At 68.0% G+C, this 22,111-nt stretch carries 20 protein-coding genes and 4 tRNA genes; 9 read left to right on the top strand and 15 right to left on the bottom strand.

Annotated elements, in window-relative coordinates; all coding sequences use genetic code 11:
- Positions 1 to 22 precede the first annotated feature (22 nt).
- A complete protein-coding gene (locus DIE17_RS09245; RefSeq protein ID WP_124486177.1) occupies positions 23 to 1,954 on the top strand; it encodes an ATP-binding cassette domain-containing protein in 1,932 nt (643 codons plus the stop codon).
- 195 nt (positions 1,955 to 2,149) lie between these two features.
- On the opposite strand, the gene DIE17_RS09240 is transcribed toward DIE17_RS09245, so the two are convergent.
- The 3 genes from DIE17_RS09240 to alr all read right to left on the bottom strand — a co-directional run bounded on the left by DIE17_RS09240 (position 2,150) and on the right by alr (position 5,023).
- Positions 2,150 to 2,416 (bottom strand): DUF2866 domain-containing protein, encoded by a 267-nt coding sequence (locus DIE17_RS09240; protein ID WP_044847945.1) that lies wholly within the window; start codon positions 2,414 to 2,416, stop codon positions 2,150 to 2,152.
- A 148-nt stretch (positions 2,417 to 2,564) separates the two neighbouring features.
- Positions 2,565 to 3,941 carry a DNA repair protein RadA gene (gene radA, locus DIE17_RS09235; protein WP_124519988.1) on the bottom strand — a complete coding sequence of 459 codons (1,377 nt, stop codon included), beginning with the start codon at positions 3,939 to 3,941 and terminating at the stop codon, positions 2,565 to 2,567.
- Positions 3,942 to 3,952: 11 nt separating this feature from the next.
- Positions 3,953 to 5,023 carry an alanine racemase gene (alr, locus tag DIE17_RS09230; protein ID WP_044847947.1) on the bottom strand — a complete coding sequence of 357 codons (1,071 nt, stop codon included), beginning with the start codon at positions 5,021 to 5,023 and terminating at the stop codon, positions 3,953 to 3,955.
- 218 nt (positions 5,024 to 5,241) lie between these two features.
- On the opposite strand from alr, the gene lplT reads away from it, so the two are divergent.
- Entirely contained in the window at positions 5,242 to 6,549 is a 1,308-nt protein-coding gene (lplT, locus tag DIE17_RS09225; protein ID WP_044847948.1) for a lysophospholipid transporter LplT, read from the top strand.
- Positions 6,550 to 6,607: 58 nt separating this feature from the next.
- Positions 6,608 to 7,417: a bifunctional hydroxymethylpyrimidine kinase/phosphomethylpyrimidine kinase gene (thiD, locus tag DIE17_RS09220; RefSeq protein ID WP_124486176.1), complete on the top strand. Its 810-nt coding sequence runs from the start codon at positions 6,608 to 6,610 to the stop codon at positions 7,415 to 7,417.
- An 18-nt stretch (positions 7,418 to 7,435) separates the two neighbouring features.
- Here the strand turns inward: thiD and DIE17_RS09215 are convergent, their stop codons facing one another.
- The 4 genes from DIE17_RS09215 to tsaB are packed head-to-tail and all read right to left on the bottom strand — an operon-like array spanning position 7,436 to position 10,722.
- Complete coding sequence (locus DIE17_RS09215) at positions 7,436 to 8,395, bottom strand: DUF1853 family protein (protein ID WP_124486175.1); 960 nt, start codon at positions 8,393 to 8,395, stop codon at positions 7,436 to 7,438.
- Positions 8,392 to 9,471 carry a uracil-DNA glycosylase family protein gene (locus DIE17_RS09210; protein ID WP_124519986.1) on the bottom strand — a complete coding sequence of 360 codons (1,080 nt, stop codon included), beginning with the start codon at positions 9,469 to 9,471 and terminating at the stop codon, positions 8,392 to 8,394. The genes DIE17_RS09215 and DIE17_RS09210 overlap by 4 nt, the downstream gene beginning before the upstream one ends.
- The gene (gene rimI / locus DIE17_RS09205) at positions 9,458 to 9,958 is read right to left on the bottom strand and encodes a ribosomal protein S18-alanine N-acetyltransferase (RefSeq protein WP_044847952.1); all 501 of its coding nucleotides are present in this window, start codon (positions 9,956 to 9,958) and stop codon (positions 9,458 to 9,460) included. The genes DIE17_RS09210 and rimI overlap by 14 nt, the downstream gene beginning before the upstream one ends.
- Positions 9,955 to 10,722 carry a tRNA (adenosine(37)-N6)-threonylcarbamoyltransferase complex dimerization subunit type 1 TsaB gene (gene tsaB, locus DIE17_RS09200; RefSeq protein WP_124486172.1) on the bottom strand — a complete coding sequence of 256 codons (768 nt, stop codon included), beginning with the start codon at positions 10,720 to 10,722 and terminating at the stop codon, positions 9,955 to 9,957. Before tsaB ends, rimI begins: the two co-directional genes overlap by 4 nt.
- A 147-nt stretch (positions 10,723 to 10,869) precedes the next feature.
- Between tsaB and DIE17_RS09195 the strand changes: the two genes are divergently transcribed.
- The 3 genes from DIE17_RS09195 (at position 10,870) to aceA (ending at position 14,737) form a co-directional block, all read left to right on the top strand.
- On the top strand, positions 10,870 to 11,139 hold the full coding sequence (locus DIE17_RS09195; RefSeq protein WP_044847954.1) for an acyl-CoA-binding protein: 270 nt from the start codon (positions 10,870 to 10,872) through the stop codon (positions 11,137 to 11,139).
- A gap of 368 nt (positions 11,140 to 11,507) precedes the next feature.
- Positions 11,508 to 13,049, top strand: a complete 1,542-nt coding sequence (locus DIE17_RS09190) for a DEAD/DEAH box helicase (protein WP_044847955.1) — start codon at positions 11,508 to 11,510, stop codon at positions 13,047 to 13,049.
- A gap of 380 nt (positions 13,050 to 13,429) precedes the next feature.
- On the top strand, positions 13,430 to 14,737 hold the full coding sequence (gene aceA, locus DIE17_RS09185) for an isocitrate lyase (RefSeq protein ID WP_124486171.1): 1,308 nt from the start codon (positions 13,430 to 13,432) through the stop codon (positions 14,735 to 14,737).
- A 229-nt stretch (positions 14,738 to 14,966) separates the two neighbouring features.
- Here the strand turns inward: aceA and DIE17_RS09180 are convergent, their stop codons facing one another.
- The gene (locus DIE17_RS09180) at positions 14,967 to 15,401 is read right to left on the bottom strand and encodes a universal stress protein (protein WP_044848000.1); all 435 of its coding nucleotides are present in this window, start codon (positions 15,399 to 15,401) and stop codon (positions 14,967 to 14,969) included.
- 173 nt (positions 15,402 to 15,574) lie between these two features.
- A complete protein-coding gene (locus DIE17_RS09175) occupies positions 15,575 to 16,480 on the bottom strand; it encodes a LysR family transcriptional regulator (protein WP_044847957.1) in 906 nt (301 codons plus the stop codon).
- A 153-nt stretch (positions 16,481 to 16,633) separates the two neighbouring features.
- On the opposite strand from DIE17_RS09175, the gene DIE17_RS09170 reads away from it, so the two are divergent.
- Together DIE17_RS09170 and aceB are read left to right on the top strand one after the other, a co-directional pair.
- A complete protein-coding gene (locus DIE17_RS09170; RefSeq protein WP_124519984.1) occupies positions 16,634 to 17,395 on the top strand; it encodes a haloacid dehalogenase type II in 762 nt (253 codons plus the stop codon).
- A gap of 67 nt (positions 17,396 to 17,462) precedes the next feature.
- On the top strand, positions 17,463 to 19,055 hold the full coding sequence (gene aceB / locus DIE17_RS09165; RefSeq protein ID WP_124519982.1) for a malate synthase A: 1,593 nt from the start codon (positions 17,463 to 17,465) through the stop codon (positions 19,053 to 19,055).
- Positions 19,056 to 19,161: 106 nt separating this feature from the next.
- Here the strand turns inward: aceB and DIE17_RS09160 are convergent, their stop codons facing one another.
- Positions 19,162 to 19,587 (bottom strand): gamma-glutamylcyclotransferase, encoded by a 426-nt coding sequence (locus tag DIE17_RS09160; protein ID WP_124486168.1) that lies wholly within the window; start codon positions 19,585 to 19,587, stop codon positions 19,162 to 19,164.
- A 302-nt stretch (positions 19,588 to 19,889) separates the two neighbouring features.
- Between DIE17_RS09160 and DIE17_RS09155 the strand changes: the two genes are divergently transcribed.
- Positions 19,890 to 20,756, top strand: a complete 867-nt coding sequence (locus DIE17_RS09155) for a helix-turn-helix domain-containing protein (RefSeq protein WP_124519979.1) — start codon at positions 19,890 to 19,892, stop codon at positions 20,754 to 20,756.
- Between the two features lie 41 nt (positions 20,757 to 20,797).
- Here DIE17_RS09155 and DIE17_RS09150 read toward each other — a convergent pair whose 3' ends face one another.
- The 5 genes from DIE17_RS09150 to DIE17_RS09130 form a co-directional block, all read right to left on the bottom strand.
- Positions 20,798 to 21,262 carry a GNAT family N-acetyltransferase gene (locus DIE17_RS09150; protein ID WP_014896698.1) on the bottom strand — a complete coding sequence of 155 codons (465 nt, stop codon included), beginning with the start codon at positions 21,260 to 21,262 and terminating at the stop codon, positions 20,798 to 20,800.
- 315 nt (positions 21,263 to 21,577) lie between these two features.
- Positions 21,578 to 21,654, bottom strand: a tRNA-Asp gene (locus DIE17_RS09145).
- Positions 21,655 to 21,734: 80 nt separating this feature from the next.
- A tRNA-Glu gene (locus tag DIE17_RS09140) sits at positions 21,735 to 21,810 on the bottom strand.
- Between the two features lie 65 nt (positions 21,811 to 21,875).
- Positions 21,876 to 21,952, bottom strand: a tRNA-Asp gene (locus tag DIE17_RS09135).
- Between the two features lie 83 nt (positions 21,953 to 22,035).
- Positions 22,036 to 22,111 (bottom strand) — tRNA-Glu (locus DIE17_RS09130).

The following is a 22,111-nucleotide window of genomic DNA, read 5'->3' as shown; positions in this document are numbered from 1 at the left end:
GTTTTGGTCAGTCATTCCCGCCGTGATCCGTTTCAATCAGTTCAGCCTTGCGCGCGGCACCAAGCCGCTGTTCGAGTCGGCCTCGTTCGTGCTCAATCCCGGCGAGAAAGCCGGCCTGATCGGCGCGAACGGCGCCGGCAAATCGACGCTCTTCTCGGTCCTGCGCGGCGAGCTGCATTCCGACGGCGGCGATTTCGCGATGCCGCCGTCGTGGCGGATCGCCCACGTGTCGCAGGAAACGCCCGCCGTCGACCGCTCCGCGCTCGACTACACGCTCGACGGCGACACCGCGCTGCGCGAGATCGAGGCGCGTATCGCCGCCGCCTCGGCCGCGCACGACGGCGCGGCCGAAGCCGACGCGCACGCGGCGTTCGCCGACGCCGACGGCTATACGGCCCCCGCGCGCGCCGAAGCGCTGCTGCTCGGCCTCGGCTTCACGCTCGCGCAGACGCGCGAATCGGTCGCCAGCTTCTCCGGCGGCTGGCGCATGCGGCTGAACCTCGCGCAGGCGCTGATGTGCCGCTCCGACCTGCTGCTGCTCGACGAACCGACCAACCACCTCGACCTCGACGCGATCGTCTGGCTCGAAGACTGGCTGCACCGCTACGCCGGCACGCTCGTCGTGATCTCGCACGACCGCGAATTCCTCGACTCGATCTGCAACGTCACGCTGCATCTGGAAAATCGCCAGGTGAAGCGCTACGGCGGCAATTACTCGCAATTCGAAGTGCTGCGTGCGCAGCAGCTGGCGCTGCAGCAAAGCGCGTACGAAAAGCAGCAGAAGACGATCGAGCACCTGCAGAGCTTCGTCGACCGCTTCAAGGCCAAGGCGACCAAGGCCAAGCAGGCGCAAAGCCGGATGAAGGCGCTCGAGAAGATGGAGCTGATCGCGCCCGCGCACATCGCGTCGCCGTTCACGTTCGAATTCCGCACGCCCGACGCCGCGCCGAACCCGATGATGGTGATGGAAGACGTCCGCTGCGGCTACCACGCAGAGGACGGCACGGACATCCCGATCGTCGAACGCGTGGCGCTGTCGATCCAGAACGGCCAGCGCATCGGCCTGCTCGGCGCGAACGGCCAGGGCAAGTCGACGCTGATCAAGACGCTGGCCGGCACGCTCGCGCCGCTGTCGGGCCACGTGCGCGACGGCAAGGGGCTGACGATCGGCTATTTCGCGCAGCACCAGCTCGAAACCCTGCGCGAGGACGATTCGCCGCTCGCGCATCTCGCACGGCTCGCCCCCGATACGCGCGAGCAGGAACTGCGCGACTTCCTCGGCGGCTTCAATTTCTCCGGCGACATGGCGACGAGCCCGGTCGGCCCGTTCTCGGGCGGCGAGAAGGCGCGGCTCGCGCTTGCGCTGATCATCTGGCAGAAACCGAACCTGCTGCTGCTCGACGAGCCGACCAACCACCTCGACCTCGAGACGCGTCACGCGCTGACGATGGCGCTCGCGCAGTTCGAAGGCACGCTGATCCTCGTCTCGCACGACCGCCACCTGCTGCGCGCGACCACCGACCAGTTCATGCTCGTCGCGAAGCACCGGCTGCAGCCGTTCGACGGCGACCTCGACGATTACCGCGACTGGCTGCTGCAGCATGCGGCCGAGCAACGCGCGGCCGCGAAGGCCGACAGCGCCGCAGCAGCGGGCACGGATCCGGGCATCAACCGCAAGGATCAGAAGCGTCAGGCGGCCGAGGAGCGCCAGCGGCTGTCGCAGCTGAAGAAACCGCTGCAGAACCGCATCACGAAGCTCGAAAGGGAAATGGAAACGCTGCACGCGGAGAAGGCGCGCCTCGACGCGTTCGTCGCCGATCCGGCGAGCTACGAAGCCGCGCGCAAGACGGAACTGACCGAAGCGATCCGCAAGCTGGGCGAGGTCAATGCCCGGCTCGAAACGGTCGAGGCGGACTGGCTCGCCGTGCAGGAAGAACTCGAGCAGATCGGCTGAACGCGCCCGGCGCGCCGTCAGCCGGTCGTTTCAGCGGCGGCCGCACGCCTAGGCACGATCCACGACCGGCGAACCCGCCCGGCCGCACCGGGCGCGGAAACGACAAGGCCGGGCGCCCGGGCCCGGCCTCTTTGTCATTGTTGCGTTCGACGTGATCGCGTCGGCCGTCCGCCGGCCGCCGGCCGCGCCATCCGCTCAACGCCGCGGCAACGTATCGCGCGGCATCTGCTCGTCATCGCCCATCAGGTGACGCCGCCCTTCGGTCGGCCGGCGGATCGCCGCGGCGACCTCCGCTTCCGTCACGTCCTCGGACACGACCCGGCGCGCCAGGCGCCCTTCGTCGTCGATCCATTCGACGATCCGGCATCCGCCGCCCCACGGCTGAACGATCGGCTCCGACACACGGCAGCCGCGCAGGTTGTAACTGCGTCCGCTCGGCGCTTCCCCATACTGTTTAAACATAGGTTCCCTTCGCATTGCGCGGTTCGACAATCCGGCAAAGGATAGGGAAAAGCGATGTCCGGCGGGTTACATCAGCCTACATATTCATTACATTCAATTACGCGACAGATCACCGTGGCCAATGCACGGCGGCGCTGGCCAGCCACGGCTATTCGAGATCGCGCACACGGTCGATCGCCTGCTCGATCCGATCGACGGCCATCACGTTCAGTCCTTCGATCGGCTGTTTCGGTGCATTCGCCTTCGGGATCAGCGCGGCGGTGAAACCGAGCTTCGCCGCCTCGCGCAGGCGTTCCTGGCCGCGTGGGGATGGCCGGATCTCGCCCGCCAGCCCCACTTCGCCGAACACGATCAGGCCCTTCGGCAGCGCCTTGTTGCGCATCGACGAATGGATCGCGAGCAGCACCGCCAGGTCGGCGGCCGGCTCGGTGATCTTCACGCCGCCCACCGCGTTCAGGAACACGTCCTGGTCGAAACACGCGATGCCCGCGTGCCGGTGCAGCACCGCGAGCAGCATCGCGAGCCGGTTCTGCTCGAGGCCGACCGCGAGCCGGCGCGGGTTCGGCACGTGGGCCGTATCGACGAGCGCCTGGATCTCGACGAGCAGCGGGCGCGTTCCCTCCTGCGTGACGAGCACGCAGGAACCCGGCACGACCTGCTCGTGCTGCGACAGGAACAGCGCGGACGGGTTCGCGACGCCACGCAGCCCGCGCTCGGTCATCGCGAACACGCCGAGCTCGTTGACCGCGCCGAAGCGGTTCTTGAACGCGCGCACGAGCCGGAACGACGAATGGGTGTCGCCCTCGAAGTACAGCACCGTGTCGACGATATGCTCGAGCACGCGCGGGCCCGCGAGGTTGCCCTCCTTCGTCACGTGCCCGACCATGATGATCGCGGTGCCGGACTGCTTCGCGATGCGCGTGAGCTGCGCCGCGCACTCGCGCACCTGCGCGACCGAGCCGGGCGCCGATGTCAGCGCTTCGGAATAGACGGTCTGGATCGAGTCGATGACGGCGACGTCCGGCCGTTCCGCGTCGATCGCGGCCTGGATCTTCTCGAGCTGGATCTCGGCGAGCAGCTTCAGCTCGGCCGCCGGCGCGCCGCCGTCGAGCAGTGCGAGCCGTTGCGCGCGCAACGCGATCTGCGCGGCCGATTCCTCGCCGCTGATATAGAGTGCGCGCCGCTCGCTCGCGATGTCCGCGAGCGACTGCAGCAACAGCGTCGACTTGCCGATGCCGGGATCGCCGCCGATCAGCACGACGCCGCCAGGGACCAGCCCGCCGCCCAGCACGCGATCGAATTCGCCGATGCCGGTGGAGAAGCGCGGCACGTCGGCCGCCTCGATGTCGACGAGGCGCTGCACGGGCGCGCGTTTCGCGAGCGACTGGAAGCGATGGGCGGCCGGCGACTCGGCGACCGATTCGACGAGCGTGTTCCAGGCCTGGCACGACGGGCATTGCCCCTGCCACTTCGGGGTTTGTCCGCCGCACTCGCTGCAGACGTAGACGGTTTTCTGTTTGGCCACGCGTGCTGCCCTTATTCCGCGCGCACCGGTACGCGGGCGGCGACCGCGCACATCAGTTCATAGCCGATGGTCCCGCAATGGCGCGCGACGTCGTCGATCGGCAGCGCGTTGCCCCACAGCTCGACCCGCGCGCCGACGCCGGCCTGCGGGCACGGCGTCAGGTCGACGGTAATCATGTCCATCGACACGCGGCCGACGATCCGCGTGCGGATGCCGTCGACGATCACGGGCGTGCCTTCGGGTGCGACGCGCGGATAGCCGTCCGCATAGCCGCACGCGACGACGCCGATGCGCATCTGCGCTTGCGCGGAGAACGTCGAGCCATAGCCGATCGCCTGCCCCTTCGCGATCGTCTGCACGGCGATCAGCTCGGAGGCGAGCGTCATCGCAGGCTTCAGGCCCGTATCGGCGATGTCGGACGACAGCCCCGACGGCGATGCGCCGTACAGCACGATCCCCGGCCGCACCCAGTCGAAGTGCGTATCCGGATGCCACAGCACGGCCGCCGAATTCGCGAGGCTGCGCGCGCCCGCGATGCTTGCCGCGCCGCGCTCGAACGTCGCGAGCTGCTCGGCGACGCCGCGCTCGTTGTCGGCGTCCGAAAAATGGGTCATCAACGTGATCTGGCCGATGCCGGGGCACGCACGGGCGCGCTCCCACGCGGCGCGGTACTTCTCCGGCACGTAGCCGAGCCGGTTCATCCCGCTGTTCATCTTGAGCTGCACGTTGACGGGCTTCGACAGCCGCGCCGTCTCCAGCATCCGCATCTGCTCGTCGTTGTGGACGGTGGTCGTGAGGCTGTAGCGGTCGATCACGTCGATGTCGGTCGACCGGAAGAACCCTTCGAGCAGCAGGATGGGGCCGGCCCAGCCGAGCTCGCGCAGCTTCACGGCCTCGTCGAGGTCGAGCAGGCCGAAGCCGTCGGTGCCGCGCAGGCCGGGAAACACGCGCGCGAGACCGTGGCCGTACGCGTTGGCCTTGACGACCGCCCAGACCTTGGACGGGCCGGCAAAGCGGCGGACGACGGAGAGATTGTTCGCGAGGGCGGCGGTGTGGATGGTGGCGGAGATCGGGCGCGGCATGGGAAATTTACGTAAAGACGCTTGCGAATCATCAGCTTACCGCGCCTTTTGAGCACCGAAGCCGACAATTTGCGGAACGATCGGGGAATCTTGCTAGTCCGAATTGCCGTATTTTCGTGTTATAAAGCCGTGCGCACAACCCATTTCGAACGGAATAAGCCGATCGCATACTAGGCGGCCTACGCGGCCCTGCCGCAGCGACGAAAGCATCGCATCAGATGAAAAAAGGTTTTTACACCATCATGGCCGCGCAGTTTTTCTCGTCGCTGGCCGACAATGCGCTTCTCATCGCCGCCATCGCCCTGCTGAAAGACCTCCACGCCCCCAACTGGATGACACCGCTGCTCAAGCTGTTCTTCGTGTTGTCGTATGTGGTGCTGGCGGCCTATGTCGGTGCGTTCGCCGATTCGCGTCCGAAGGGGCGCGTGATGTTCATCACCAATTCGATCAAGGTGGTCGGCTGCCTGATCATGCTGCTCGGCGCCCATCCGCTGATCGCATACGGCATCGTCGGGTTCGGCGCCGCGGCCTACTCGCCCGCGAAGTACGGCATTCTGACCGAGCTGCTGCCGGCCGACCGGCTCGTCGCCGCGAACGGCTGGATCGAAGGCACGACCGTCAGCTCGATCATCCTCGGCACCGTGCTCGGCGGCGCGCTGATCAGCCCGCACATCGCGTCGCACGTGATCGCGCACACGCCAGCCTGGATCGCCACGCCCGCCGAAGCGGCGATGGTGATCATCATGGCGATCTACGTGATCGCCGCCATCTTCAATCTGCGGATCCCCGATACCGGCGCGCGCTACCCGAAGCAGGAGCGCGGCCCGGTCAAGCTCCTCACCGACTTCGCCGACTGCTTCATGGTGCTCTGGCGCGACAAGCTCGGCCAGATCTCGCTCGCGGTCACGACGCTGTTCTGGGGCGCGGGCGCGACGCTGCAGTTCATCGTGCTGAAGTGGGCCGAAGTGTCGCTCAACATGTCGCTGTCCGAAGGCGCGATCCTGCAGGCGGTGGTCGCGGTCGGCGTCGCGGGCGGTGCGATCGCCGCCGCCGCGCGGATCCCGCTGAAGAAGTCGCTCAGCGTGCTGCCGGTCGGCATCATCATGGGCATCGCGGTCATGCTGATGGCGTTCTACACGCGCGACCTGTTCCCGGCGCACTGGGCCGTGCATTTCGGCCACCTGCGCCTGCCGGTGTACCTGATCGTCGCGTACATCTTCCTGATCTGCGTCGGCGCGCTGTCCGGCTACTTCGTGGTTCCGATGAACGCGCTGCTGCAGCATCGCGGCCACGTGCTGCTGTCGGCCGGCCATTCGATCGCGGTGCAGAACTTCAACGAGAACCTGTCGGTGCTCGTGATGCTGTGCCTGTATGCGGTGCTGGTCTGGCTCGACGTGCCGGTCGGCGTCGTGATCGTGCTGTTCGGCACGTTCGTGTGCCTGACGATGTGGCTCGTGATGCGCCGCCACCAGGCGAACCAGCGCCAGTTCGACTCGGTCGCGCTGATCGGCGAATCGCGGCACTGACGCTACACTTCCTGTTTCCGTCCGTCGGCGCCGGTCTTCGAACCGGCGCCTTGCCATCATGACGCACCCGATACCCAACGTCCTGACGATCGCCGGCTCCGACTCGGGCGGCGGCGCGGGCATCCAGGCCGACCTCAAGACCTTCTCCGCGCTCGGCGCGTACGGCGCGAGCGTGATCACCGCGCTGACCGCGCAGAACACGCGCGGCGTGACCGGCGTGCACGCTCCGGACGCCGCGTTCGTGACCGCGCAGCTCGACGCGGTGTTCGACGACATCCGCATCGACGCGGTCAAGATCGGCATGCTCGCGAACGCGGCGATCGTGCACGCGGTCGCCGACGCGCTGCGGCGCCATGCGCCGCGTTTCGTCGTGCTCGATACGGTGATGATTTCGAAGAGTTCGCACGCGCTGCTCGCGCCCGATGCGGTCGACGCATTGCGCGACGCGCTGCTGCCGCTCGCGACCGTCGTCACGCCGAACCTGCCCGAAGCGGCCGCCCTGCTCGGCGACACGCCCGCGATGACCGAAGACGACATGGTCCGGCAAGGCCAGGCGCTGCTGAAGACCGGCGCGCGCGCCGTGCTGATGAAGGGCGGCCACCTGCCCGACGCGGCCGCGAGCCCCGACTGGCTCGTCGATGCGGCGCATGCGGTGCGGTTCGACGGCACGCGCGTGCCGGTCAGCAACACGCACGGCACGGGCTGCACGCTGTCGTCGGCGATCGCCGCGCTGCTGCCGCAGCGGCCCGATCTCGACAGCGCGGTGCGCGAAGCGAAGGCCTACCTGACCGGCGCGATCGCCGCGAGCGGCCAGCTCGACGTCGGCCACGGCGTCGGCCCCGTCCATCACTTCCATCGCTGGTGGTAAGCGCCGGCTGATGCGGCGTCAGTGGTCCTGGGCAGCGAACGCCTGCGCACGCGCGGGCCAGTCGTCCGGCACGATGAAACCGCGCGCCGTCTCCCGCCATACGCCGTTGCCGTCCAGTCGATGGACGCCGATCAGCGCGGGCGCCTGGCGCGCCGTCAAGGCGGACGGCAATTCGAGCGAATGCGCCAGCGGTTCGGGCGCGGCGTCGGCCGCCACCCGCCGCGGCGCGAGCCATGCGAGCCGCGGCAGCACGTTCCATGCCGCACCGTCGGGCTGTGCGGATGCCCACGCCGGCCACTGCGCGTGCGTGAGCCAGAACCCGCGCGGATGATCGGCCGCGATTTCCGCGGCCACCGGCGGCAGCGGCACGCCGTGCGGATAGAACAGCCAGCCCTTGATGAACATCTGCGCATCGGACGGCGCGCCGTAGCCCAGCAGCGCGAACCCGTGGCGATCGCTCAGCCGCAGCTGATGCTCGAGCAGCCGGCTGCGCTTGCGGTCGAGGCGGTCGACGAGATTCGGCCCGACGAAATCCGCGAGCGACGCGTCGCCGTCGACCGGCGCGCATAGATAGCACTTGACCGCGAGTTCCCAGTGCAGGCGCAGCCCGCCCGGCGCATCGACGAGGAAATCGACCTCGCCGAGCGTCTTGCCGTTGCTGCGCAGCGGCAGGTTGGCGGCGACGAGCCGCAGCGACGGCCCGTGCGTGAGGAAATACTCGAGCAGGCATTCGGCATAGCGGCCGAGTCGCACGGGCCGCAGCCCGTCGAGCGCGCGGTGCAGCGGCTCGGGCGCGGCATCGAGCGCGACGAGCCACGCTTCGACGGCCACCCGCTCGACCGCATCCGCCCACGGATGCGCGAGCGGCGCCCCGGGCGCGGCAGTGAGCAGGCTCGGGCTCGCGAGGAGCCAGCCCAGATCGCGGACCGCGGCATCGTGCAGCGTATCGACGAACGCGACCGCCGCGCCGCGCGTCATTGTCCGGCCGGCCCGTGCGCGGCGGCGCCCTCCGCCCGCTGGAACGTATCGCGCGCCAGGCACAGGTCGGCCCACGCCTTCGACTTGTCCTGCAGGCTACGCAGCAGGTACGCCGGGTGGTAGGTGACGATCACCGGCACGCCTTCGTACGTGTGCACGCGGCCGCGCAGCGATGCGATGCTCGCGTCCGTCTTCAGCAGCGTCTGCGCGGCGAAGCGGCCGAGCGCGACGATCAGCTTCGGTTTCACGAGCGCGACCTGGCGCTGCAGGTACGGCTCGCAGCGCGCGACCTCGTCCGGTTCCGGGTTGCGGTTGCCGGGCGGGCGGCACTTGATCACGTTCGCGATGTAGACGTTGTCGCCGCGCTTGAGCGCGAGCGACTGCAGCATGTTGTCGAGCAGCTTGCCGGCCTGGCCGACGAACGGCTCGCCCTGCCTGTCCTCGTTCTCGCCCGGCGCTTCGCCGATCAGCATCCAGTCCGCTTCCCGATCGCCGACACCGAACACGGTATTGGTGCGCTTCTCGCACAGGCGGCAGCTCGTGCAGCCGGCGACGCGTGCGGCGAGCGCATCCCAGTCGAGCATCGCGACCGGCGTTGCAGCAGGACGCGCTTCGGCCGGCGGCAGCGGATCGCCAGGCGGCGCCGCGTCGAACCACGCGAAATCGTCTTCGGTGAGCGGCGGCAGGTCGTCCGCGGCGGCGGCGGCGGCCGGGGACGATGCCGGCCCGGCGGATGCGCGCTCTTCGTCGATCGCGGCACGCGCGCCGCTGCCCGTTTCCGCAGCCGGTGCCGCGGAGCGCGCGGCGCCCCCAGCGGGCGGCGTATCCGCCAGCGGCATATCGCCGCGCGGGAACACGCGTGCAGCCGCCTGCGTGTCACGCGGCTGCTCCGACGTCGGCCGCGACGCGGGCGCGACGGTTGCGGCCGCAACGGCGGACGCATCGTCGGCCGCGCCCGGCACGCCAACCGGCCCGGCCCCCGCCCCACCCGCTTCGGCGCCTTCCGCGCGCGACCCGCGCCGCACCCAGATCTGCGCGAGCCCCATTTCCTCGAGCGCTGCTTCAGCCCACGCCATGCGCGTCCCCTTCGTCCTTGTTCAGCGTCAGACGCATCACGATCGCGTCCTCCCGGCTGCGATGCCGCGCCGGATAGTAGTTCTTGCGCCGGCCGATCGTCACGAAGCCGAAGCGCTCGTACAGATGGATCGCCCGCGGATTGGACGGCCGCACCTCGAGCAGCACGCCGTCGAGCCCCTCCGCGCGCGAGATGCGCACGGCTTCGCGCAGCAGCGCGAGGCCCGCGCCCGACTGCTGGGCGGCCGGCGCGACGCACAGGTTCAGCAGGTGCATTTCGTCGATCACCGGCATCAGCACGCAATAGCCGACGAGCGCGCCCGTCACGTGCCGCAGGCACACGCCGAAATAGCCGTTGCGCAACGAATCCTGGAAATTGCCGCGGCTCCACGGGAATTCGTACGCGACCTGCTCGATCGCGACGACCTCGTCGAGATCGGTGTCGGTCATCGGCGACAGATAGCGGTCGCTCAACAGGACGCCCGTCATCGTTTTGCTCCGTCCGTCTGCGCGGCACGCGCGGCCATGCGCTCGGCGGTGGTCTGCGCGACCTTGTCGCGCACGTATTCGGGTGCGGCCTGGTCGGCCGGCACCGTCCGGCCGGCGCGGAATGCCCGCAGCGCGGCATGCGCGACCGCCAGCGCATGCGGCAGCGCGTCGCCGTCGATCACGGCCGCGGCCGCCGCGGCCGGCAGTTGCGCGCCGAACGCGGCGGCCGCGTTGCCCGCGAGCGTGAACGGCGCGTCGGGCACGCCGACGGCGCCCGGTGCATCGAGCGACGCCGGATGCAGCGTGCGCCAGTCGCCCGCCTGCTCGTCCCATGCGAAGTCGGCCCAGTACGCTTCGTCCATCCGCGCGTCGAGCGCGGCCAGCACGCGCGTCGTGCCGGGTGCGCGCAGCCGCGCGTGTTCGGCGCACGCGAGCAGCGTGCTGACCGGCACGACCGGCAGCCCGCGCCCGAACGCGAGCCCCTGGGTAATGCCGGTCGCGGTGCGCAGCCCGGTGAACGAGCCGGGGCCCGCGCCGAACGCGATCGCGTCGCAATCGGCGAACGTGAGGCCCGATTCGGCGAAGAGTTCCTGGATGGCCGGCAGCACGCGCGTGCTCGACACGGCGCCCGTCAGCTCGTGGCGGACCCAGGTTTGCGTGGTGGAAACGGCGTCATCGGCGAAAGCCGAGCGCAGCAGCGCGACCGAGCAGTATTCGGTCGACGTATCGATGGCGAGGAGCACTGTTTGCGTCATGGCCGACATTGTAATGCGGCGCCCCGCTCCCACGGGCGGTCGGACCCGATCGCGATGCGCGCGCCGCGCGGCTGGCGGTTTGGAAGGATCGCTCGACCCCGCGCGGCGCGGCGCTTGTTAAGATCGCCCGACCTGAAACCCTTACGGAGACACACGATGAGCGAACTCACCGCCCAATTCGACCAGGCCCAGGTCGACGTCAAGCAACTGACAGAGCGACCGGGCAACCTGACGCTGCTGCGCCTGTATGCGCTCTTCAAGCAGGCGACCGACGGCGACGCGCACGGCGACAAGCCGGGCTTCACCGACATCGTCGGCAAGTACAAGTACGACGCGTGGGAAGCGCTGAAAGGCACGACCCAGGATGCGGCGAAGCAGCAATACATCGAACTCGTCGAATCGCTGAAGAACGGCACGGCGTCCTGATCTGTCCCGCCTGCCGCGACAGTCAATCAATAGGCAATCAAATCAGTGGCGCAGCGCAGCAAATATCTCTATAATGCTGGCTGCGTCACCTCCCGCGCTCGGCTCGCAAGCCGTTCCGGCCCGACGCCTCGTAGCGTTAAGCTCCAATCCGGTTTAGAACCTGTCCCCTCCTGCTTCGACCCTCGCGGTCGTCAACTAGGCTGGCGGCCCCCGCTCCAGAAGCGCGCCGCACCCAAAACAGCTTCTAATGCCTCATCCGCCGACGGTTCGGCGGATTGCACCCGTTTCCCGATTTGCTCGCTGAATCCGACGACTTGGGTATGCGCGATTGGCGCCGACGTTTCACCCACTGTGTTTCAAGGATTGTTATGACTTCGAGCATCAACTCCAGCCCGCTCAACGCGATCGCCGACCAGGCGCTCGGTCTCGAGAACGCCGCCGCACCGGCCGCGGTCGAACCGGCGTCGGACGAGCCGACTTTCGCGTCGCTCGGGTTGTCGCCGGAGATCGTCTCCGCGCTGCAGGCCGCCGGCTACGCCAAGCCGACGCCGGTCCAGCAGCGCGCGATTCCGGCCGGCATCGCCGGTCGGGACCTGCTGGTGTCGAGCCCGACCGGTTCGGGCAAGACGGCCGCATTCATGCTGCCCGCGATCGAACGTTTCGCGCAGCTCCAGAAGGCGCAGGCGCAGCAACCGCGTGCGCCGCGCGAACCGAATCAGGGCGACCGCCGTGCGCGCCGCCCGCAGCCCGTCGCCCGCCCGGGCCTGCTCGTGCTGACGCCGACCCGTGAGCTCGCGATGCAGGTCACCACGGCCGCGTCGACCTACGGCAAGCACCTGAAGCGCCTGCGCACGGTCAGCATCCTCGGCGGCGTCGCCTACGGCCAGCAGCTGATGCTGCTCGCGAAGAACCCCGAGATCCTGGTCGCCACGCCGGGCCGTCTGCTCGATCACCTCGAGCGCGGCCGCATCGACCTGTCCGAACTGAAGATGCTCGTGCTCGACGAAGCCGACCGCATGCTCGACATGGGCTTCATCGAAGACATCGAGACGATCGTCGCCGCGACGCCCGAGTCGCGCCAGACGATGCTGTTCTCGGCCACGCTCGACGGCAAGATCGGTTCGCTGACGAGCCGCCTGCTGAAGGATCCGGAACGCATCGAGATCCAGCAGCGCCTCGAATCGCGCGCGAACATCGCACAGACCGTCCATTACGTCGACGATCGCGACCACAAGGACCGCCTGCTCGATCACCTGCTGCGCGACGACGCGCTCGACCAGGCGATCATCTTCACGGCGACCAAGATCGATGCCGACCAGCTCGCCGGCCGTCTCGCCGACGCCGGCTTCGAATCGGCCGCGCTGCACGGTGACCTGCCGCAGGGCGCGCGCAACCGCACGATCCGTGCGCTGCGCGAGCGCCGCGTGCGCGTGCTGGTCGCGACCGACGTCGCAGCCCGCGGCATCGACATCCCGGGCATCACGCACGTGTTCAACTACGACCTGCCGAAGTTCGCGGAAGACTACGTGCACCGTATCGGCCGTACGGGCCGTGCCGGCCGTTCGGGCACCGCGGTGAGCCTCGTGCACCACGCCGAGCAAGGCGCGCTCAAGCGCATCGAGCGCTTCGTGCGCTCGCCGCTGCCGGTCAACGTGATCGAAGGCTTCGAGCCCCGCAAGGCACCCCCGCGCAACGATCGCGGCACCGGCGGCCGCGGCCGTCCGGGCGGCGGTAACGGCGGTCGTCGTTTCGGCGGCAAGCCGGGCGGCGGTCATGGCGGCAACGGCCGCAGCTACGGCGGCGGCAATGGCGGCGGCTGGAGCGGCAAGCCGGGCGGCAGCCGTGACGGCGGCCCGCGTCGCGACGGCCAGCGCAGCGGCGGCCCGCGTCGCAGCAATTCGGCGTCGTAAGCACGCCCCGGCGGCCCCCGTGGCCGCCCGCCCATCCGGCAAACCGGCGCACCCGCGCCGGTTTTTTTTCGTCCCGCGCCAAATTTCACGATGCGGAAAATTTTTTTGCGTCGTAAAAAATCATGCTGCGCGGCACAACCTTACAATTGCGAGATGGGAAAAATCGTTTCTCATTGCGAAACACAAAACACAAGTTGTTGATTAAAAACGATTAAAAAGTTTCAAACTTCCTGGTATAGCCCCTGTTTCACTCGGATCGGTTTGCCTAGACTCTTATACAAGACTTCTCAAAGCGGCACGCACCGCGCCCCGCTTCGAGAACAGCATCAGCACCGTCCGATTCGACCGATCTGGCAACACACCGCATCAAGGAGCTCATCATGTCGCGACAGCAACAGGCACAGGAACTGCAAAAGCAATGGGAAACCGATCCGCGCTGGAAGGGCATCAAGCGCAGCTACACGGCTGAGGACGTGGTGCGCCTGCGCGGCTCGATCGCCGTCGAGCACACGCTGGCCAAGCGCGGCGCGGAAAAGCTGTGGCACCTCATCAACGAAGAGCCGTTCGTCAACGCACTCGGTGCGCTGACCGGCAACCAGGCGATGCAGCAGGTGAAGGCCGGCCTGAAGGCGATCTACCTGTCGGGCTGGCAAGTGGCCGGCGACGCGAACGTCGCGGGCGAAATGTACCCGGACCAGTCGCTGTACCCGGCGAACTCGGTGCCGCTCGTCGTCAAGCGCATCAACAACACGCTGACGCGCGCCGACCAGATCCAGTGGTCGGAAGGCAAGAATCCGGGCGACGAAGGCTACGTCGATTTCTTCGCGCCGATCGTCGCGGACGCGGAAGCCGGCTTCGGCGGCGTGCTGAACGCGTTCGAACTGATGAAAGCGATGATCGAGGCCGGCGCCTCGGGCGTGCACTTCGAGGATCAGCTCGCGTCGGTAAAGAAGTGCGGCCACATGGGCGGCAAGGTGCTGGTGCCGACCCGCGAAGCGGTCGCGAAGCTGTCGGCGGCGCGTCTCGCGGCCGACGTAATGGGCACGCCGACCGTGCTGGTCGCGCGGACCGACGCGGAAGCGGCGGACCTGATCACGTCCGACATCGACGACAACGACAAGCCGTTCCTGACGGGCGAGCGCACGGTCGAAGGCTTCTTCCGCACGAAGCCGGGCATCGGGCAGGCGATCTCGCGCGGCCTCGCGTATGCGCCGTACGCCGACCTCGTCTGGTGCGAGACGGGCAAGCCGGATCTCGAGTACGCGAAGAAATTCGCGGAAGCGATCCAAAAGCAGTTCCCCGGCAAGATGCTGTCGTACAACTGCTCGCCGTCGTTCAACTGGAAGAAGAACCTCGACGACGCGACGATCGCGAAGTTCCAGAAGGAACTCGGCGCGATGGGCTACAAGTTCCAGTTCATCACGCTGGCCGGCTTCCATGCGCTGAACTACTCGATGTTCAACCTCGCGCACGGCTATGCCCGCACGCAGATGAGCGCGTTCGTCGAACTGCAGCAGGCCGAGTTCGCGGCGGCCGACAAGGGCTTCACGGCCGTCAAGCACCAGCGCGAAGTCGGCACCGGCTACTTCGACGCGGTCACGCAGACGGTCGAGCGGGAAGCCTCGACGACCGCGCTGCACGGCTCGACCGAAGACGAACAGTTCTTCGACGGCAAGAAGGTCGCGTAACGCGCGCAAGCGTCACGCCGATGCCGGCCCGTCACGCGACGGCGCGGCATCGGCGGCACCGGACAACAATCAGGGAGGAGACGGCTGGCGCGCGATCGACGTCGCGCGACCGGTCGCGCGCGGCCAGTGGCCGCCAGCAACGACGCGCGCCGGCTTCGTCCGGCGCGCCCTTTTTTCAGCGGCGCCGCCGTGCTGTCGCCCGCGCGGCTACGAACGACGGGCGCCGCGTCTACCGATAGACGATCACCGGAATTTTCGTATGGGTCAGCACGCGCTGCGTTTCGCTGCCGATCAGCAGGCTGCCGAGCCCGCGGCGTCCGTGGGACGCCATGAAGATCACGTCGCAGCCGCCACGTTCGGCCGCCTCGATGATGCCGAGGTACGGCGACGGATGCACGCTCGTCCAGCTGTCGCAATCGACGCCGGCCGCCTTCGCGGCTGCCTGCACGTCGTCCAGGTGCGCGCGCGCCTCGCGCTCGCTGCGCGCCCGGAAATCGGCGGGCGGCTCGATGATCACTTCGGAAAACGGCGAGTACGGATACTGCGGCAGGCACGCATAGGCCGTGACCCGCGCGCCGACCGCGCGCGCCAGGTCGATCGCGCCGTCGATCGCCTTCTGCGACAGTTCGGAACCGTCGGTTGGAACGAGGATGTGCCGGAACATCGCGCCCTCCTGCGTCAGACGCACCGCGCGCACCGCGAACCCATGCGGGCCGGCTCCGGCGCGTCGCGCATGCCAGTTTCGATTGTAGTGCGCGAAACCGGGCGACCGGCGCCGGCAGCGGGTTCGCCCTCATATCGGAAACGCGCGGGCCGGTGCGCCCTGCTCGCCCCGCCCTACTCGCCCCAATACCCCGGCCGTTCGTACGTATGTTTCAGGTAATCGAGAAACAGCCGCACGCGCAGCGGCAGGTGACGGCGCTGCGGAAACACCGCGTGGATGCCGATCGGTGGTGCCGCGAACGCGTCGAGCACGGTGACGAGGCGGCCGGCCGCGATGTCGTCGCCGACCTCCCACCACGATCGCCATGCCAGGCCGTAGCCGGCGAGGCACCATTCGTGCAGCACCGCGCCGTCCGAGCATTCCATCGTGCCGTTCACGCGGATCGACACCACCTTGTCGCCCTCCTGGAACGCCCAGCCGCGCTGCTGGTTCGCATTCGCGGCAAGCGCGAGGCAGTTGTGGCGCGCGAGTTCCGCAAGCGTGGCCGGCGTGCCGCGCCGCGCGAGATACGCGGGGGACGCGACGCACACGCGCCGGTTCTCGCCGAGCTTCAGCGACACCAGCGACGAATCGGGCAGCTCGCCGAGCCGCACCGCGCAATCGAACCCTTCGTTGACGAGGTCGACCATCCGGTCGGACAGGTCGAGCGTGACCGACACGTCCGGATGCGCGCCGCTGAATTCGGGCACGAGCGGCGCGACGTGGCGCCGCCCGAAGCCGGCCGGCGCGGAAATGCGCAGGTGGCCGCTCGCCTTCACGCCGCCGGCGGACACGCTCGCCTCCGCGTTCTGCATGTCGTTGATGATCCGCTGGCAATCCTCGAGGAAGGCCGACCCCTCGAAGGTCAGCGTGAGCTTGCGCGTAGTCCGCACCAGCAGCTTCACGCCGAGCCGCTCCTCGAGCGCGTCGAGGCGGCGGCCGATGATCGCCGGCGCGACGCCTTCCGCATGCGCGGCCGCCGACAGGCTGCCCTTCGCCGCGACCGCGGCGAACGTTTCGATCTGTTTGAACCGGTCCATGACTCGCAGGGCGGCGCTCCCGCCCTTCAAATAGCTTGAGCCGTCAAGATTAGGTATATGAAAGTAAAAGATCAAGTGATGTTTAGCGTCTTTTTTAGCACTGACGAGCACGAATAAAATCGTTTCCGACCTCTGAAACTGGAGCGCAAGGCTATGTCGGCCACAACGACACTCTCCTCTCCCGACGCAATCCTCTTCGATGCATTCGGCACGTTGTTCGACGTGCATGCGGTCGTGGCCGCGGCAGAGCAGATGTTTCCCGGTCACGGGGACCGGTTGTCGCGGCTGTGGCGACGCAAGCAAATCGAATACTCGCAGTTGCGCACGCTCGCCGATCCGTCCGGCGCCCGCTATCGCCCGTTCCGCGACATCACGCTCGACGCGTTGCGGTTCGCCGCGCGCAGGCTCGGGCTCGCGCTGAACAGCGCGGCCGAGAAGCGGCTGATGGACGAATACGCGTGCCTGTCCACCTATCCCGACACGGTGCCCGCGCTGCGCAAGCTGCGCGCGCTCGACCCGCGCCCGCCGCTCGCGATCCTGTCGAACGGCAACCCGGAGATGCTCGACATCGCGATCAAGAGCGCCGGCATGACCGGCCTGTTCGATCGCGTGCTGTCGGCCGACGCGGTACGCGCGTACAAGCCGAGCCCGGCCGCGTACGCGCTCGGCACCGCCGCGTTCGGCGCGAACCCGCGCGACATCGTGTTCGTGTCGTCGAACGCCTGGGACGTCGCGGGGGCCGCCTGGTTCGGCTACACGACGTTCTGGCTCAACCGCACGGGTGCGCCCGTCGAGGAACTCGGCGCGCCGCCCGACGGCACCGGCAGCGGCATGGCCGACCTGCTCGCATTCCTCGCCACCCCGGCCCCGGCCGGCAGACCCGCGAACCGCGCGCGCCCCGGCCCGGGCGCATGACGTTCGCTGCGCTGCCGCCTTCCCCCTTCACCGAAACCGCAACTGACCGACCAAGGAGATGAGACTCATGAGCACCCCGATCACGCTGCCGCAAGGCATGGCGATCACCGGCGAAATCAAGCCGGGTTACGAAGCGATCCTGACGCCTGAAGCACTCGCGCTCGTCGCGGCGCTGCACCGCGCGTTCGAGCCGCGCCGCCAGGCGCTGCTGCAGGCCCGCGTCGAACGCACCAAGCGCCTCGACGCCGGCGAGCGCCCCGATTTCCTGGCCGACACGAAGGCGATCCGCGAGGGCGACTGGAAGGTCGCGCCGCTGCCGGCCGACCTGCAATGCCGCCGCGTCGAGATCACCGGCCCCGTCGAGCGCAAGATGATCATCAACGCGCTGAACTCGGGCGCCGATTCGTACATGACGGACTTCGAGGATTCGAACGCGCCGAGCTGGACGAACCAGATCGACGGCCAGATCAACCTGAAGGACGCGGTGCGCCGCACGATCTCGCTCGAACAGAACGGCAAGTCGTACCGGCTGAACGACAAGGTCGCGACGCTGATCGTGCGTCCGCGCGGCTGGCATCTCGACGAGAAGCACGTGACGGTCGACGGCCAGCGCGTGTCCGGCGGCATCTTCGATTTCGCGCTGTTCCTGTTCCACAACGCGAAGGAACTGATCGCGCGCGGCTCGGGCCCGTACTTCTACCTCCCGAAGATGGAAAGCCATCTCGAAGCGCGCCTGTGGAACGACATCTTCGTCGCGGCACAGGAGGCAGTCGGCGTGCCGCGCGGCACGATCCGCGCGACGGTGCTGATCGAGACGATCCTCGCCGCGTTCGAGATGGACGAGATCCTGTACGAACTGCGCGAACACAGCTCGGGCCTGAACGCCGGCCGCTGGGACTACATCTTCTCGGCGATCAAGAAGTTCAAGAACGACCGCGACTTCTGCCTGGCCGATCGCTCGAAGATCACGATGACGGTGCCGTTCATGCGCGCGTACGCGCTGCTGCTGCTGAAGACCTGTCACAAGCGCAATGCGCCGGCGATCGGCGGAATGAGCGCGCTGATCCCGATCAAGAACGATCCGGAAGCGAACGACAAGGCGATGGGCGGCGTGCGCTCGGACAAGCAGCGCGACGCGACCGACGGCTACGACGGCGGCTGGGTCGCGCACCCGGGCCTCGTGCCGATCGCGATGGATGAATTCGTCAAGGTGCTCGGCGACAAGCCGAACCAGATCGCGAAGCAACGCGACGACGTGCAGATCGAAGGCAAGAACCTGCTCGACTTCCAGCCTGAAGCGCCGATCACCGAAGCCGGCCTGCGCAACAACATCAACGTCGGCATCCACTATCTCGGCGCCTGGCTCGACGGCAACGGCTGCGTGCCGATCCACAACCTGATGGAAGACGCGGCGACCGCCGAGATCTCCCGCTCGCAGGTGTGGCAGTGGATCCGCTCGCCGAAGGGCGTGCTCGACGACGGCCGCAAGGTCACCGCCGAGCTCGTGCGCGAATTCGCGAAGGCCGAGCTCGACAACGTGAAGCGGTCGGTCGGCGGCAACACGCAGCCGTACGAGCGTGCCGCGGCGATCTTCGAACAGATGTCGACGTCGGAAGGCTTCACCGAATTCCTGACGCTGCCGCTGTACGAGGAAATCTGACGACGCGGGCCGGGTCGCCCGGTCCTGCCCGCCGCCGGTCGCGCAACACGGCGGCATGAAAAAAGCGCCCCGCGGGGCGCTTTTCCTTTGCTGGGCAGCGGGTTCTCTATGCGGATGCGGCGGCGGCTTCCCGCTCGCGCCGGTGCTGGACCCAGTCGCCCGACACGATGCGCGGACGGTCGGCTGCCGCATGCGCGGCGACCGGATAGTAGACGCACGCATAGGCACGACCGCCGAGTTCGACGGTCACCGGCTCCTGCCGGAACAGCGTGTCGACGCCCGGATAGACGCGCTCGATCTCGTCGAGCACGGGCACCAGTCGCTCGTCGATCTCGTAGACGTCGCCCCACACGAGCGACCGGCCGGCCGGCCCGGGCACCATGCCCGGATACGTGCCGAAATCGTACAGTTCGCCCGGCAGTGCGGCCGCCCCGAGCAGCGTCGGCGCGGCGATCCCGTTCCGCGCGGCCGCCTGGCCGATGTCGTTGGCTTCTCCCGCTCTCAACGTGCCGTAGACGAATACATGGCGCATCGTGGTCCTCCTCTTCGATTCAGGTGTTGCCGTGCCGGGCCGTCGCGGCCGTGCCGCGGGCGCCGGCGTCGTTGGGGCGCTGCTTGTGCGAAAACGCGCCCGCATCGATAGACCGCGCCGGCGGCACGATGGTTCTTTTCGGCGCGACGCATCACGCTGGCCAGGGCTTGCGCCGGCCGGCACACGTGCTGCCCCATACAAAGTTCATTTGAACCGTGCATTATCGGCCGAAAAACCGCCGCATGCGCCTGCGCGGCGCCTTCTAAAATGACGGCATCGCCGCCGCGCCGACCGAATCGTCCATGAACCCGCCAGCCCAAGCCGACGCATCGAACCCGTACGACGTCATCGACATCCCGCCCGAGTTCGCGCCGACCCGCGTCCACCCGATGCGTGTCCGGGCACGGCAGGTCGACGCCGGACGCCGGATCCCGCTGCACACGCACGCGTGGGCGCAACTCGCGTATGCATCGCGCGGCGTGCTGCGCGTCGCGACGACCGGGACGACATGGATGGTGCCGCCTTCCCGCGCGATCTGGGTGCCGCCGCACGTCACGCACGAGGTCGTGATCGTCGAGGAAGCGTACTTGCGCACGCTGTACATCGATGAGTCGGTCGTGCCGGACGGGCTCGACGCATGCCGGGTGGTCGAGGTGACGGGCTTGCTGCGCGAACTGATCGTCGCGCTCGACGCGCGCGACCTGAGCGGCACCCGCGAACGGCTGCTGTGCGGGCTCGTGCTCGACGAGCTGAGCCGCGCCGAACCGCTGCCGCTCGCGGTGCCGATGCCCGACGAGAAGCGGCTGCGCATGCTGTGCGAGGCGGTGCTCGCGCAACCGGCGCATGCGGAATCGCTCGAACACTGGGCGAGCGAGGTGGGTGCGAGCACGCGCACGATCTCGCGGCTGTTCAGGCAGGAACTGGGCGTGAGTTTTTCGCAGTGGCGGCAGCAGGCGCTGCTCGCGCGCGCGATTCCGCTGTTGAACCAGGGGCGCCCGCTGTCGCATATCGCCCGCGAACTCGGCTACCAGAGCCAGAGCGCGTTTTCGGCGATGTTCCGGCGCGCGTTCGGCGAAAGCCCGCGCGCGTTCATGCTGCGCGGCTACGAGCATCGCGGCGCGGAAGACGGCATCGCAATCGACGACGACGCGATCGACGCCGCCCGCTGACCGTCGCCGCGTGGCCCCCCGCGTGGGTAACCGTTACGCGCTCAAACCGGACGCACCATGTGGCGAATCGAGCCGAGCTGGGCCAGCCTCGGCCCGGTGACGCGGTAGCCCATACGCAGGTAGAGGCGCGCGGCCGGATTGTCGACGAACACACGCAACTGCAGTTCGTGCAGCCCGCGGGCGCGCGCCCAGCGATGCGACATGTCGAGCATGTAGGTGCCGGCGCCCTGTCCGCGATGGCCGGCCGCGATCTGCACGTCGCGGATGTGCAGCGAATCGCCCTCCTCGGTCACGCGCAGCACGCCGATACGTTCGCCGTCGGCTTCCAGGATGAAGTTTTCGGATTCGCGCCAGCTCGCATAGAACAGGTCGCTGCGCCAGACGAGCCCATGGCGCTTGTAATAGCCGCCCATGTTGCCGTGCGTCAGCGCCTCGGCAAACGGAAAATCGCCAGGCTCCGCGGGCCGGAGCTGATACAACAATCGCAGGTCGGTCGGATCGAGCATCGCGCAGGGGTCAAAAACGCATTCCGCCACGATAGCGCAGTCGCGGGTGGATGCAATCGCGAATTTCTCGTAGTGGCGCCGGATCGGCGATGCAAATGAAAAAGCCCGCACGAGGCGGGCTTTTTCATTTTCTGGCGGAGCGGACGGGACTCGCCTACATCCTGCAGGCCGCGGCTGCGCGTGCACGCGCAGCCCTTCGCGTCCCGCCGGAAGCCGCGCAGGCGGCTTCCTCCACTCCGCAGTCACGCGCCCGCACGCGGGCACGATCAACGGTGCAAATGAAAAAGCCCGCACGAGGCGGGCTTTTTCATTTTCTGGCGGAGCGGACGGGACTCGAACCCGCGACCCCCGGCGTGACAGGCCGGTATTCTAACCGACTGAACTACCGCTCCAACTTTCTGCACCGTTACCTGCAGGACGTCGGTTACGTTCCTGCAAGCCTCGCGACACTTCTACGAAACGCCGCTGAATCTGGCGTCCCCTAGGGGATTCGAACCCCTGTACTCACCGTGAAAGGGTGATGTCCTAGGCCTCTAGACGAAGGGGACAACGTACTGCTTACATCTTTAACACAAAAGCCCGCTCAAAACGTTCATTTGAACGGGCTTTGTTCTGGCGGAGCGGACGGGGCTCGAACCCGCGACCCCCGGCGTGACAGGCCGGTATTCTAACCAACTGAACTACCGCTCCAGCTTTCTTCACTCTCACCTGCAGGACCTCGTTCACGTCCTGCAAGCGTTGCGACACTTCTACTACGAAACGCCGCTGAATCCTGGCGTCCCCTAGGGGATTCGAACCCCTGTACTCACCGTGAAAGGGTGATGTCCTAGGCCTCTAGACGAAGGGGAC

Source organism: Burkholderia sp. Bp9099, from assembly GCF_003857805.1.
Classification (GTDB): domain Bacteria; phylum Pseudomonadota; class Gammaproteobacteria; order Burkholderiales; family Burkholderiaceae; genus Burkholderia.
The sequence above is the reverse complement of the archived record's forward strand: the minus strand, read 5'-3'. Positions and strand labels throughout refer to the sequence as shown.